The organism is Herbinix hemicellulosilytica, assembly GCF_002904165.1.
GTDB lineage: Bacteria > Bacillota > Clostridia > Lachnospirales > Lachnospiraceae > Mobilitalea > Mobilitalea hemicellulosilytica.
Genome location: NZ_CVTD020000023.1, coordinates 44,588 through 58,582 on the forward strand (window position 1 = coordinate 44,588; position 13,995 = coordinate 58,582).

11 protein-coding genes are annotated in these 13,995 nt (G+C 39.3%); all 11 read right to left on the bottom strand.

Annotated features, from left to right (window positions below):
• Window positions 1-79: 79 nt before the first annotated feature.
• The 11 genes from HHT355_RS09775 to HHT355_RS09830 all read right to left on the bottom strand — a co-directional run bounded on the left by HHT355_RS09775 (window position 80) and on the right by HHT355_RS09830 (window position 13,956).
• Window positions 80-958, bottom strand: a complete 879-nt coding sequence (locus HHT355_RS09775) for a hypothetical protein (protein ID WP_103203263.1) — start codon at window positions 956-958, stop codon at window positions 80-82.
• Complete coding sequence (locus HHT355_RS09780; RefSeq protein WP_103203264.1) at window positions 948-1,496, bottom strand: sigma-70 family RNA polymerase sigma factor; 549 nt, start codon at window positions 1,494-1,496, stop codon at window positions 948-950. The genes HHT355_RS09775 and HHT355_RS09780 overlap by 11 nt, the downstream gene beginning before the upstream one ends.
• A gap of 355 nt (window positions 1,497-1,851) precedes the next feature.
• Window positions 1,852-3,597 carry an ABC transporter ATP-binding protein gene (locus tag HHT355_RS09785; protein ID WP_103203265.1) on the bottom strand — a complete coding sequence of 582 codons (1,746 nt, stop codon included), beginning with the start codon at window positions 3,595-3,597 and terminating at the stop codon, window positions 1,852-1,854.
• Between the two features lie 24 nt (window positions 3,598-3,621).
• Window positions 3,622-4,602 carry a 6-phosphofructokinase gene (gene pfkA, locus HHT355_RS09790; RefSeq protein ID WP_103203266.1) on the bottom strand — a complete coding sequence of 327 codons (981 nt, stop codon included), beginning with the start codon at window positions 4,600-4,602 and terminating at the stop codon, window positions 3,622-3,624.
• 46 nt (window positions 4,603-4,648) lie between these two features.
• Window positions 4,649-8,128, bottom strand: a complete 3,480-nt coding sequence (locus HHT355_RS09795) for a DNA polymerase III subunit alpha (RefSeq protein ID WP_103203267.1) — start codon at window positions 8,126-8,128, stop codon at window positions 4,649-4,651.
• A 216-nt stretch (window positions 8,129-8,344) separates the two neighbouring features.
• Entirely contained in the window at window positions 8,345-9,784 is a 1,440-nt protein-coding gene (locus tag HHT355_RS09805) for a polysaccharide deacetylase family protein (protein ID WP_103203269.1), read from the bottom strand.
• Between the two features lie 152 nt (window positions 9,785-9,936).
• On the bottom strand, window positions 9,937-10,191 hold the full coding sequence (locus HHT355_RS09810) for an HPr family phosphocarrier protein (RefSeq protein ID WP_103203270.1): 255 nt from the start codon (window positions 10,189-10,191) through the stop codon (window positions 9,937-9,939).
• Window positions 10,166-11,146, bottom strand: a complete 981-nt coding sequence (gene whiA, locus HHT355_RS09815) for a DNA-binding protein WhiA (protein ID WP_103203271.1) — start codon at window positions 11,144-11,146, stop codon at window positions 10,166-10,168. Before whiA ends, HHT355_RS09810 begins: the two co-directional genes overlap by 26 nt.
• A gap of 25 nt (window positions 11,147-11,171) precedes the next feature.
• Entirely contained in the window at window positions 11,172-12,023 is an 852-nt protein-coding gene (gene rapZ / locus HHT355_RS09820; RefSeq protein WP_103203272.1) for an RNase adapter RapZ, read from the bottom strand.
• A 17-nt stretch (window positions 12,024-12,040) separates the two neighbouring features.
• Window positions 12,041-12,961 (bottom strand): UDP-N-acetylmuramate dehydrogenase, encoded by a 921-nt coding sequence (murB, locus tag HHT355_RS09825; RefSeq protein ID WP_242967655.1) that lies wholly within the window; start codon window positions 12,959-12,961, stop codon window positions 12,041-12,043.
• Window positions 12,962-13,017: 56 nt separating this feature from the next.
• Complete coding sequence (locus HHT355_RS09830; RefSeq protein ID WP_103203274.1) at window positions 13,018-13,956, bottom strand: ROK family glucokinase; 939 nt, start codon at window positions 13,954-13,956, stop codon at window positions 13,018-13,020.
• Between the last annotated feature and the right edge of the window lie 39 nt (window positions 13,957-13,995).

Below are 13,995 nucleotides of genomic sequence, written 5' to 3' on the forward strand. Positions count from 1 at the left end.
ATAACCTAGCATTGAGGCTGTGCAAAATGATATTATTAAAAACTCATTTTGAACAGCCTCTTAAATTTTATAAATTTACTTACTGCTGTAATAAATAATCCAGTTCTTCTGCCAGCCTGTTATAATCCACGGCACTGTATATACTGTGAGAAGCAATCTCATTATCTGTCAAATCCGCTTCGATGATATCTTTACCGATTACAATTTTACTTACCTTGTCCTGTCCGGTAATTTCAACTATATACTGGCCTTCGGCCTTTCCGTCGGTTTCCCGGATAAATGAATGGCTTGCCATTTTGGCATAAAATTGATTTATTCGGTCTTTATCACTAAACATAACGGTCTTGCCGCTTATTACTGAAGTTATTGATACCGATTTGGCATCGCCGGCCTCTATAGATGCAATCTCCGCAAATCCTATTTCATTCACTGTAAGGGCGGATGCCAAATTTATATTATCTTCCCCTACACCTTTCTGCTTACTCAAATCTTCTCCGTTTTCTGCATTTTTACCTTTCAAATCATACTCATCGGAAGCTATTTTCATTTCATCATCTGCCAATATGCTTTCTGATACATCCGATTCCATGGTTATTTGCGGTGCCAAATCAGCCTTTTCGCTCGAACCTGAATAATTGTATTTTGCATACTCATCGCTCTGCTTTTTATCGGATGATAAAAGGTTAATCGCACTCATCCCGACCAAAAGTATTATAACCGCTGCAGCGGCAGAAACCAAAATTCTTGTCTTTCTTAATATGAAAGCGGGCTTGAAATTCTTATCATTATCTTTTAAATGGTCCAAATCATCTACTTTTTGATTTTTTATTGCATCCAAAGTTCTATTAATTAAATCATCCGAAACACTTATCCCTTCATTTTCAAGGGAAGCGTTCAGACGATCTTTTAAATTCAACTTATCTAAATCAAATTTATTGCTCTTCTTATCAAAACTCATCTGATACCCTCCCTTCCAAAACATCTTTTAACTTTTGCCTTGCTCTTGCAAGCCTGCTTTTTGCCGTTCCTTCCGCAATATTGAGTACCTTTGCGGTTTCAGCTATGGACATGTCATTAAAATAAACACACATCACTACATCTCTGTATTTTGCAGGCAGGGAAAGGACTGCTTCTTTTATCAGATGATTAGTATCCCGCTTCTCAACTTCATCATAGTCCGATTCTGTAGAAATCGCATCTTCACGGTAATCCGTCATCGGAACTACCCTTCTGTTATAAGCACTTTTCAGATAGTCTTTACAGGTATTTATAGTTATCCTGATAATCCAGGTTTTTATACTGGAATTTCCTACAAATGTAGAGAGATTCTTATATACCTTTATAAAGACTTCCTGGAAAATGTCTTCTGCAACATGAGCATCTTTGACATACATATATGCTGTTCGAAGCACATCATTTCCATACTCTCTGATAAGGGTTTCTATCTCATTAACAGATGACTGCCATGAGGCGTCATTTTGCTTATCTTTTTGCATCCAAAAATCCCCCTATACTATATCTAATAAATCAGGTCAGCAATTATCAAGCTATCTATAGTATACATGTACAATTAACTAATGTAAACGTTTATTTGGATGCAAACATAGTCATCTTTCCCTTTCCGAATATTAGACGCCAAAGAAGACGACAAAGTTCCATAATTTTTGATCTGTCCATAAATTTCCGGTACAGGTTTTATAAAGTATTGGCGCTGTAATTGCAAAAATTTTAATATTTTTTAGCTCTAACCATTTATTGCTTTGAGAAATGCGAAAGTTATGAAAAATAACCGCAAAAATAGGCTCCCTTGTCCGATAAATCGGATAAAGGAGCTATTTTATATGTCTTTAATTACTCTTCATCGCCATATGCCAGTTTATACAAGCCGGCATAAATCCCGTTTAAAGCCAGTAATTCATCATGAGTACCGGTTTCCTTAATCCCATCTTCCGTAAGTACAATAATTCTTTTAGCATTCTTAATAGTAGAAAGCCTGTGGGCAATAACTATGGTAGTACGGTTTTTCGCTAATTTTTCCAGAGAATCTTGTACTACTTTTTCGCTCTCATTGTCAAGGGCCGATGTTGCTTCATCAAATATAAGTATAGGCGGATTTTTAAGGAAAACCCGGGCTATACTGATTCTTTGCTTTTGTCCTCCCGAAAGCTTAACTCCTCTTTGGCCGATATCGGTATAATAACCGTTGGGAAGCTCCATGATAAAATCGTGGGCATTGGCGTTTTTGGCTGCCTGAATTACTTCCTCATCCGTGGCATCTGCCTTTCCGTATCTTATATTGTCCATTACCGTACCGGCAAAGAGATATACATCCTGCTGCACAATTCCGATATTTTTGCGAAGGGATTTCAGTTTGACATCCCTTATATCTATCCCGTCTATGGTAATAACACCATCCGAAACCTCATAAAATCTGGGTATCAGGCTGCACATGGTAGTTTTTCCTACGCCGGAGGATCCTACCAATGCAATATATTCCCCGGCTTCCACCTTAAGATTTATGTTTTTGAATACATCCCCGGACTCCTCGTTATATTTGAACGATACGTTTTTAAACTCTATTTCGCCTTTTATATCTTTAAGCTCAATAGCATCAGGTTTATCAACAATATCCGGTTCAATCTCAAGGATTTCATAAAAACGGCTAAAACCTGACATGCCGTTTTGAAACTGTTCCGTAAAGTTTATAAGTTTCTTTACGGGATCTACAAGTAAATTTATATAAAGCAGGAAGGTCAGCAAATCACCGACATTTATAATATTGTTGGCTATAAACAGGCCACCTCCGGCTATTACCGCTATATTTATCAGTGCGGTAAATAAGGTCAGACCGGAATGAAAAGACGCCATGTTCCAGTAGCTGTTTTTCTTGCTGTCTACAAATTTTAAATTACCTTCCTTAAACTTTTGCATTTCAACCGATTCATTGGCAAAGGATTTTACAACCCTGATACCGGACAGATTATCTTCGATCTGGGCATTAATATCTGCTATTCTTTCCCTGTTTCTTCTGAATGCCCGGCGCATTTTTCCTCTCATAAACACTGCAAAAATAAACATAAGAGGAAGAAAAGCAAAGACAATCAGAGTCAGGGGCAAATTAATGCGGATAAGAATTATAAAAGCCCCGACAAATTTGATTGTAGATATAATTATATCTTCCGGCCCATGGTGGCACAGTTCCGTTACATCAAATAAATCGTTTGTTATCCTGCTCATAAGCTGGCCTGTCTTTTGTTCATCATAGAATTTAAAAGACAGCTTCTGAAAATGCTCAAAGATCTCATTACGCATATCGTATTCAATCTTTGCACCCATAATATGTCCCTTATATGAAGTGAAAAATGTACTGATAAATTCGACAGCTGCCAGCCCAAGCATTGCAAACAACAGTTTAACAATAATCGGTACCGCTTCCGATATGTCGTAGCGTAGTAAAATATTATTGGTAATATGCCTTACGATCATCGGGTAAATCAGGGATACAACCGATGCCAGCAATGAAAAAAACATATCCGCTATAAATAACCCGAGGTAAGGCTTGTAATAAGACAAAAACTTTTTAGTTTTCTTGTCCATCTGTATGCTCCCAAAATCTCAGTTCTAGAAGTTTCCGGCCAGTTTTTTTGCAAGATCAAACAAGTGTTGATCTATATCCTTTGTCATAGATAAAGCCTCATCAATGTCATAGTCTACAAATTTATCGTTTTTGTAAGCAATAACACGGTTTGTGGCACCCTTAATCAGCAAATCTACTGCCATACCGCCCATAGCTGAAGCATATACCCTGTCTCTTACGGTAGGGCTGCCTCCTCTTTGAGCATGGCCTATAATGGTAGCTCTGGTTTCCATTCCCGTTGCTTTTTCTATTCTTTCTGCCATACCGTAGGAATCGCCTATTCCTTCGGCATTAATAATAATGTAATGCTTTCTGCCTGCTTTTCTTCCCTTTTTAATTTTATCTATAATAACCTCTTCATTGTAATCATAACGTTCGGCAATAAGAATATCCTCCGCACCGTTTGCTATGCCACACCAAAGAGCTATATATCCTGCTTTTCTTCCCATTACTTCAATAATGCTGCATCTTTCATGGGATGTGGATGTATCCCTTACCTTGTCAATTGTCTGCATAGCAGTATTTACTGCGGTATCAAATCCGATAGTGTAGTCGGTGCAGGCAATATCCAGGTCAATAGTACCCGGCAGGCAAACCGTATTTACACCTCTTTTTGCCAGGTCTCTTGCCCCTCTGAACGATCCGTCACCGCCTATTACAACAAGGCCGTCAATTCCATGTTTTTTGCAAATTTCTGCTCCCTTCTCCTGATATTCCGGCTTCATAAATTCAGGACAGCGGGCTGTATAAAGGATTGTTCCTCCTCTTTGTATAATATCGGACACGCTTTTTGAATCCATATCATAGATATCTTCTTCGAGCAGCCCCATATATCCCCTTCTAATTCCTTTTACATTGACACCTTCAGCCAATGCTGTTCTTACTACAGCACGTATAGCGGCATTCATTCCGGGGGCATCTCCTCCGCTGGTAAGAACTCCAATAGTTTTAACTTTTCTTTCCATAAATGACCTCCACTCTACACTCAAATGATATTGTATTCTAATTTATTTATTTGCCTGAATCAAGACATTTTTCGACTAATCTTATGTTTTTTTCCGAATATATTTGATTAAGCCTGCTAATAAGATCCGAGTCCGCTTTGACGTTCATGCTTTTAGGAAGTCGCTTCATAGCCTTTTCCTTCTCACAGTATATAACTACCGTATCGTTTCCGTCATACTCCTCCAGTATTTTAAATAATTCCTTTTCTGCTTTCAAATACTCGTACAAATCAGCAAAACGAATCCAAATTTCTCTGGGAACAGCATCAAAAGGTATAATTTCCTGGCATATCAGCTTGGCATCCTTGTCCTCTTCTGTTGTTGCCCTTCCCCGTATAAATACTTTATTGTCTATTTCAAGTATGGATTTATACTTCTCAAAATCCTTCGGGAAAATTATCACCTCAACAGACCCGAACAAATCCTCCAGGGTTATAAATGCCATGATACCGTTATTTCTTGTAGTTTTAACGGTTTTTGATGTAATCATTCCCCCTATGACATAAAGGCTGCCGTCTTCTACTTTGGTTTTACCTGTCTCCTCGTCCACAATAAAATCATATGAGTAACCGGTAACATTTTTACTGATTTTTTCTTTATAGTCATCAAGAGGATGGCCGCTTACATATATACCCAGCACTTCTTTTTCAAAGGCCAGCAATTCTTCTTTTGAGTATTCCTCCACATAGGGATAGTGAAAATCATATTCCTGTTTTTCATCCTTGTCGGCAAAATCAAACAGGCTCATCTGGCCTGCCAGATTTGACTTTTTTTCCTCGGCTATCTGATCAAGTATCTGGACATAACAAAGCATCAGCTGGCGCCGGTTACTGTGTATATTACTGAAAGCTCCGGCTTTTATAAAACTTTCGATGGTTCTTTTGTTGACCTCTTTTCCCGAAAGACGGCTTGCGAAGTTTTTCAGGCTGGTATACGGCCCATGAGCTTCCCTTTCAGCCACTAGAGCTTCGATTACAGGCCGTCCTATTCCTTTTATGGCAGACAGGGCGTATCTTATTGCACCGTCATGAACGGTAAATACCACATCTCCCGTATTGATATCCGGAGGAAGTATCGGAATATTCATCTGCCTGCAACTGTAAATGTACTGGGATACTTTACCGGGATTATCAATTACCGATGTCATCAGCGCCGCCATAAACTCTACGGGATAATGACATTTTAAGTAAGCTGTCTGATAAGCAACTACTGCATAAGCGGCCGCATGGGATTTATTAAAGGCATACTTGGCAAAATCCAGCATCTCATCAAATATTTTATTTGCAACGGCCTCAGGTATTCCGTTTTTTACACAACCCGGAATACCTTCTATTTCATTTCCGTATATAAATGTCTGCCTCTCTTTAATCATTATTTCTTCTTTCTTTTTTGCCATGGCCCTGCGGACCAGGTCGCTTCTGCCATAACTGTATCCGGCCAGTTCCCGCACAATCTGCATAACCTGTTCCTGATACACTATACAGCCGTAAGTCGGAGCTAAAATATGCTCAAGCTGCGGACAGTCGTAAGTGATTGTTCCGGCATTATTTTTTCCCTGAATATACTTTGGTATAAAATCCATTGGCCCCGGCCTGTACAGGGCTATACCCGCTATAATGTCTTCCAGGTTGCAAGGTTTTAATTCTTTCATAAAGTTTTTCATCCCTGTACTTTCCAACTGAAATACACCTTCGGTTTTACCGGAACCGATCATTTCATAAACCTTGCTGTCGTTATAATCTATTTCCTCTAATTTTAATTTATCATTCTCACTTCTGTTCTTATTTATAAGATTTACGGCATTTTGTATAACGGTAAGAGTTCTGAGCCCCAAAAAGTCCATTTTTAACAATCCCAGTTCCTCTAAAGTCACCATAGGAAACTGTGTGGTTATGGTATCGTCGGCTGCCCTGGACAGGGGTACATATTCCACAATACTATCTTTACCTATAACAACGCCGGCAGCATGCATGGAAGTATGTCTCGGAAGCCCTTCTAACCTCTTGGACATATCAATAAGCCTTTTAATTTCCTCATCGGTTTCATATAGCTTACTTAAATCCGGATTAATCTTAAGAGCTCTTTCAATCGTAATTCCTAGTTCGTTCGGAATCATTTTGGCAACAGTATCCACCTGGGCATATGGCATATCCAAAGCCCTGCCCACATCACGGATTACAGCCCTTGCCGCCATGGTACCGAAGGTAACTATCTGTACCACCTTATCCTTGCCGTATTTATTCGTAACATAATCAATTACTTCCTGCCTTCGTTCAAAGCAAAAATCTATATCAATATCAGGCATAGTAAGCCTTTCGGGATTTAAAAAACGCTCAAAGAGCAAATTGTATTTTATGGGATCGATATCTGTGATTTTTAAAGCATAAGATACAATGGAGCCTGCCGCACTGCCACGGCCGGGTCCTACCATTATACCGTTATCTTTGGCATATTTTATAAAATCCCATACTATCAGGAAATAATCCACAAAACCCATATTATTAATGGTTTCAAGCTCATATTCAAGCCGGTTCCAGAGTTCCTTGGTAACCTCTTTGTATCTTTCTTTCAAGCCTTCAGTACAAAGCTGTTTCAGATATTCAAAAGATGTATACGGAGCAGGTACCGGATAGACCGGCAGCTTATATTCTCCGAATGTGATAGTTACATTGCAGCGCTTGGCAATTTCGTAAGTATTTTCAAGGGCTTCTTTGGCGTAAGGAAAGATCTGATACATTTCTTCGGGAGATTTAAGATAATACTGTCCTCCCTCATACTTCATCCGGTTTTCGTCCGTAACCTTCTTTTGAGTTTGAATACAAAGGAGGATATCGTGGGATTCCGCATCCTCCGCATATATGTAATGGACGTCGTTGGTGGCAACAAGTTTTATTCCGGTTTCTTTGGATAACCTGATAAGTCCCTGATTAACAGTCTTTTGCTCAGGAATTCCGTGGTCCTGCAACTCAAGGAAGAAATTGTTTTCTCCAAAGATATCACGGTAAGTCAAAGCCGCTTTCTTTGCTTCCTCATAAAAACCTCTTCTTAAGTTTCCGGCCACCTCACCACCCAGACAAGCGCTTAGGGCAATTATCCCTTCGTTGTAGCGCTTTAAGACCTCTTTATCAATTCTGGGCTTATAATAAAAACCTTCCAGAAATCCTGCAGAAACTATCTTCATTAAATTTTGATAGCCTATATTATTTTCTGCCAGAAGAACCAGGTGATGGTAGCGATCCTCTGTCGCCCCCGGTTCCCGGTCAAATCTGGAATTGGGTGCAACATATACCTCACAGCCTATAATGGGTTTAATATCCTCAGAAAGACAGGCTTTATAAAATTCTATGACTCCATACATCACTCCATGATCGGTAATCGCAAGGCTGTCCATACCAAGCTCTTTAGCTCGCAGGACCATTTCGTGAATTTTCCCGGACCCGTCAAGAAGGCTGTACTGTGTATGCAGATGCAAGTGAGTGAATTTCACGGCCTATCCTCCTTTCCAATTTAATTCAAAATTTCTTAAAATACATTGTTATTAATTCATAAGCCTGTATTGTCTTATACTCATTGGCATCCATGTAAATATCCCTATTGTAAAACAATAAACAGTATGCCAAGTATTTTTTAATATGAATTTGCATAAGCCAATTTATATTGAATAAAATAAGGGAATCCCATTCATGCCGGGATTCCCACGGGTTCACCAGTTCCTGGGTGGCCTCTCGGGATCAATTATTTCTTCTACATTAAACAAATCCGCTAAACGTTCCGGAAACTGGAGCATAGCCTGTCCATCCAACGGCCGTCTGGTCATTCTGACATAATCGTCTTTTATATGCATCCAGGGTTTTGAATATACCCCGCAATAGTAATTGAATCCGACTTCCTTAAGGAATTTAAATTTATCGCTGCTGTAATGTCCCATCGTCGTTTCTATATCAACACCAAAAGGGAAAATTAATATATCTGTGGGACCGACCAGGGAGCCGACTTCATCAAGCCAGCGTAAAGTATCGTTTTTAACAAATTCGAAGGATTTTTCCTGCATATTTTTATGGCCCCAACTGTGGGAAGCAAATTCCCATCCGTTTTCTTTCATAACCCTAACCACTTCTTTTGCTGCCTTTACATCCTCTTCATACGTTGGAGAAGTAGGGTCGTTGGTTCTGTAACCTAAAATACCTTCGTAACCGGTAAGGGCTATTATTCCTTTCGCTCCCTTATATGAGAAGTCGGGGTGTTCTTCCACAAATGCATCAAGAATAGGTACCATATCAAACGGTCCCCGAACAACACTTCCGTCATCCAGTATCATTTCACAGGTAACTTTGCCGTCATCATCTATTACCATTCTTGATGCAAATCCGTCCCCGTCCATATATTCATAATAGCTGACATCATCCTGGGATATTACAAGAGGTTTCTTTCCGGGCGGAAGATAAATCTCACCTTCCACAAATTTGGTGTTTCCGTTCTCATCGGTCACCTGTTTTGCTATATCATGAATACTTACCAGTACATAGCCGTCCGCATACAGCTTCTCTATCATCTTATTAAATTCATAAATAGTGGTCATATACATATTATATCCTACGGAATCGTAATCGCCGTCAAAAGCCTTGCTGTTGTCTGCTACTAAAGAGTGAAAGAATATATGGTTAATCTGAGTCACAGAGGTATATGAACCGCCGTATAAGACCAGTTTACTTTTTTCTTCCTCCAATTCATTAATAGCCGCAACCAAAGCAGGATAAACTTCATATCCGCCTTCTTTTCCCTGATAACTCTTTATCAATTCAATGGCACCGTCATAATCATAGCTTAATGTAAGCCTTTTTGCCTGCTCTATCAAAGCTTCTCTCTCAGCTACTTCCTGCCTTAATCTTTCCTGCTCTCTTAAAGCTTCCTCTTCTTCCGGTGACAGTTTATTTTCCGTATCATTACCGTCTTTATCTTCCTTGTTTTCATTTCCCTGAACATTTTCATTTACTTTATCGGGATTATTATTCTTTATATTCATTTTCGTAAATAAAAAATATGACCCTGCCAATAGAACCAAAACCAAAATTTCAATTATAAGAATAGCCCGCATCCTTTTTAAATTTCTTTTTTTTCTTCTTTTCTGCCCTTTATCTGACATAGTACACCTCTCTAATTCATCTGTATATATTATCTCATATTGCCCGGGCAATATGACTTGGAAATTTTTGAGATTTAATGAAGAAAAAGAAGCATCCCAAAGATATCCGGAACGATGATAAATCTTTGTGATAGCTTCTTAAATCTTCTGGCTTATTTGCTGCTCAAATATTTCTCAATATTATCAATTGCCTTTTCTTCATCCGGTCCGTCTGCAGTTACTGTTATAGTTTCGCCGGATGCAAGTCCTAAGCTCATCATACCCATTATGCTTTTTGCATTTACTTTTTTATCATCGCTTTCCACATAGATACTGCTTTCATATTGGCTGGCTACCTGAACCAGCATAGCAACAGGTCTGGCTTCCAAACCATTGGGGATATTAATTACAATTTCTCTTTTTACCATTTAAGCTTTCCTCCTTATGCTCCCGATAATAATCAGCAATCATACTTAATTTCCGTAATCTATGATTAACACCGGATTTACCGATTGACGGTGACAACATAGTTCCCAGCTCTCTAAGCGAGGCTTCCGGATGTTGTATCCTAAGTATAGCTACTTCTTTAAGTCCTTCGGGTAAAGTACCGAATCCGACATGATCTCTTATATATATTATATCCTCTATCTGTTTGGATGCCGCTTCAACGGTTTTGCTGATATTGGCGGCTTCGCAATTAACATGGCGGTTTACCTGATTTCTCATTTCTTTCAGTATCCGCACATTCTCCAAATCCATCAATGCTTCATGGGCTTCCATAACATTGAGCAAATCCACAATCTGTGATCCCTCTTTTATATATGCCACAAAATTTTTCTTTCTCTTTATAATCTTGGCATCTATTTCAAATGTATTGATTATTTCAGCCAATTTTTCCGCTTTTTCTAAATCATCCGTAACAAATTCCAGGTGATATGATTTTTTTGGATTGCTCATAGACCCTGACAAAAGGAATGCCCCACGAATAAATGCTCTCTTGCAACAGGTTCTTTCAACAATGAGCTGGCTGGGAAAGCCGATTCTTCCTTCTTCTGCAGCGTGTATATCATGCTTTGTGGCCTGCAGAATTTTAGATACTGTATCATTATTATAAATTATCAAGGTATATGTCAGGTTATTCTTTGCACTTTTATTTTGCTTAACTGAAATTTCAATATTAATATTAAAGGTTTTTTTTATTAATGTAAAGTACTTTCTTGCAACTGTCTGATTTTCGGTCTGTAGTTTTAAAATCTGACGGTCCCCACTTTTAATCAGTTGCCCCCCGAAAGTCAAAATGGCTGAAAGTTCTGCAAGCCTGCAATGCCTGGCACTGCCTTCCTGCATAACCAATTCGTCTTTTACCTTCTTTGAGAATGACATTTCCAATCCACACCTTAAAAAATATTTAATCTTTTCCGATATCCCTGTGTTCCGTTTTAACAGCGTATCCTAAGCCTGCCATTCTTTCCGAAATTTCATTGGTTAGCGTAACCGAACGGTGTTTGCCGCCGGTACAACCGATGCATATAACCAGTTGGTTTTTACCTTCGGATATATAATGCGGTATTAAAAATGCAAGCATATCCTCCAGTTTATTTAAGAATATCTTAGCCGTTTCGGCTTCCAATACATAATTTTTCACCTGCTCGTCCATACCGGTTTTATATTTCAATTCCGGTATATAGAAAGGATTTGGTAAGAATCTTACGTCGAAAACCAAATCGGCATCGGCCGGAATTCCATATTTAAATCCAAACGACAGGAACGTAACCACGAAGTTCATAAATTTTTTGTCTTCAACATAAATATTATATATTTGCTCCTTAAGTTCCCGTATAAGCAGATGGCTGGTATCTATGATTACATCCGCTTTCTTGCGCAAAAACTCCAGCCTCTCCCGTTCCAGCTCTATGGCTTTGTCTACTCTGCCGGTTTGGGAAAGAGGATGAAGTCTTCTGGTTTCCTTATAACGTTTTATCAAAACATCATGGGAACAGTCCAAAAACAGTATTTCATAAGGAAATCCGGCATTTTTCATATCCCGAAGAACTATGTCAAGTTCTTCTAATGATTGTCCGCTTCGTACGTCTATACCTAAGGCAACCTTTTCGTTATTTCCCTGCATTATAAGCTTCACAAATTTTTTGACAAGCTTTATAGGCAGGTTATCTACGCAAAAGAAACCGGCATCCTCAAGCATTTTTAAAACCGAGCTTTTTCCAGCCCCGGACATACCGGTCACAATAACAAATCTCATGTTACAACTGCCTTCCTTTAGTCTATAAATTCACCCAGGAATTTCACTTCTGGTTCAAGGCGCACTCCGAATTTTTCTTCAACAACCCTGATAACCTCTTTAATTAAAGCCATGAAATCCCTGGCGGTTGCATTGTCTTTGTTAATCAAAAATCCGCAATGTTTTTCGGAAACCGCGGCTCCGCCTATCTGAAAACCTTTCAGTCCGGCATCGCAAATAAGTTTTCCGGCAAAATATCCTTCCGGCCGTTTAAAGGTACTTCCGGCACTGTATTGATCCAAAGGCTGTTTTAACTGACGTAAATAGTTAAGCTCTCTGATTTTGTCCTTAATCTCCTGCTTATCGCCTTTGGAAAATTTCATGGTGGCGTCTAATACACACAGATCGCTGTTTTGTAAAATACTGCTTCTGTATCCTAATTTTAAATCTTCATTGTCAAGTACCCGGATTTCACCCTGTGAGTCGATAACGGTAGCAGAAATAAGACATTGCTTCATTTCTCCTCCGTAAGCTCCAGCATTCATTGTCACCGCTCCGCCAAGCGTTCCCGGAATACCTGCCGCAAATTCAAATCCGGTTAATGAATTTTCAGCTATAGCATGGGAAAGCTTTGACAAAAGTACCCCTGCCTGGGCTTTTACAATTCCGTCTTCTTCAATTGTAATCTCCGAAAAATTTTCGCCCAGTTTAAGTATTAAACCGCGATAACCCAAGTCGGATACCAGGAGATTACTTCCGTTTCCCATAACATAATATGGCATACTATGTTTTTTACATAACAGGATTACCTGCCTGATTTGCTCAACAGAAGACGGCAGGACCATATAGTCGGCTTCTCCTCCGATATGCAGAGAAGTATGCCGTGACATAGGTTCCTTATATTTAATTTGATCATTTTTTAATATATTATTTAATTCGTCTGCGAATAATTTATCCAAGACTACCTCCACTGTCATCATACAATACTTCTAATCTTTATTCAACCGTAATAATTTTATGACAAAATTAATCTGGCACAACCGTAAATTCCCGCATCATTTCCCAGGGAAGCCAGTAAAAACTCCCTGTCCTTTAATGCTTTCATAACGTTAGGTACATAGTGCTTTTTTGTATGTTCAATTAGAATATCTCCCGCCTTAGAAACACCGCCTCCTATAACAAAGGCTTCTGGGTCCACAACCTGAGCCACCTGGGCTAAAGCTATACCTAAATACCTGCAGGCTTCATCCACAACTTTCAAAGCCAGCTCATCTCCCTCTTTTGCCAGGTCAAATACCAACTTAGCTGATATTTCCTCAGTTTCGGAAAGGTTCGTACTTTTATCCCAGTTTTTAAGAAAGTCTTTTGCCAATCTGACAATTCCTGTAGCCGACGCGTATTGCTCTACACAGCCGCATTTGCCGCAGCCACAAAGCCGGCTTTCATCCGGATTTACAAGTATATGGCCGATTTCTCCTGCTGCTCCGAAGCTTCCGGCTAAAATCTTTCCGTTAATTATAACTCCGCCTCCGACTCCGGTTCCCAAAGTTACCATAACCATGCTCTGAAAGCCTTTGCCGCTTCCTTTCCACTGTTCACCCAGGGCGGCTACGTTAGCGTCATTGGCTGTTCTTACCGTAATTCCGGTAAGCCTATGCAATTCCTCTATAATATTAAAATCAGCCTTACCCAGATTTGCAAAATTGGGAATGTACCCGTTTTCTCTTACGGGCCCCGGAACTCCCACTCCGATTCCGAGAATTTGGTCTTTATTTAATTTCATTTCCTTTATTTTAAAGTTAATAAAGTCCGCGATATCTTTAAAAATGTCTTTAGCATCATCGGTTTTTCTTGTATCGAAAGCCCACTTGTCCACTAAATTGCCTGATGCATCAAACAGGCCTACCTTTATGCCTGTTCCCCCTACGTCCACACCAAAACAATACTGTTCCATATTTTCCTCCGAAAGTTAATAATATTTGAAAAAATAAAT

Coding starts and splice junctions, on each gene's coding strand:
- HHT355_RS09775 (WP_103203263.1), bottom strand. CDS start 958: ATGAGTTTTGATAAGAAGAGCAATAAATTTGATTTAGATAAGTTGAAT.
- HHT355_RS09780 (WP_103203264.1), bottom strand. CDS start 1,496: ATGCAAAAAGATAAGCAAAATGACGCCTCATGGCAGTCATCTGTTAAT.
- HHT355_RS09785 (WP_103203265.1), bottom strand. CDS start 3,597: ATGGACAAGAAAACTAAAAAGTTTTTGTCTTATTACAAGCCTTACCTC.
- pfkA (WP_103203266.1), bottom strand. CDS start 4,602: ATGGAAAGAAAAGTTAAAACTATTGGAGTTCTTACCAGCGGAGGAGAT.
- HHT355_RS09805 (WP_103203269.1), bottom strand. CDS start 9,784: ATGTCAGATAAAGGGCAGAAAAGAAGAAAAAAAAGAAATTTAAAAAGG.
- HHT355_RS09810 (WP_103203270.1), bottom strand. CDS start 10,191: ATGGTAAAAAGAGAAATTGTAATTAATATCCCCAATGGTTTGGAAGCC.
- whiA (WP_103203271.1), bottom strand. CDS start 11,146: ATGTCATTCTCAAAGAAGGTAAAAGACGAATTGGTTATGCAGGAAGGC.
- rapZ (WP_103203272.1), bottom strand. CDS start 12,023: ATGAGATTTGTTATTGTGACCGGTATGTCCGGGGCTGGAAAAAGCTCG.
- HHT355_RS09830 (WP_103203274.1), bottom strand. CDS start 13,956: ATGGAACAGTATTGTTTTGGTGTGGACGTAGGGGGAACAGGCATAAAG.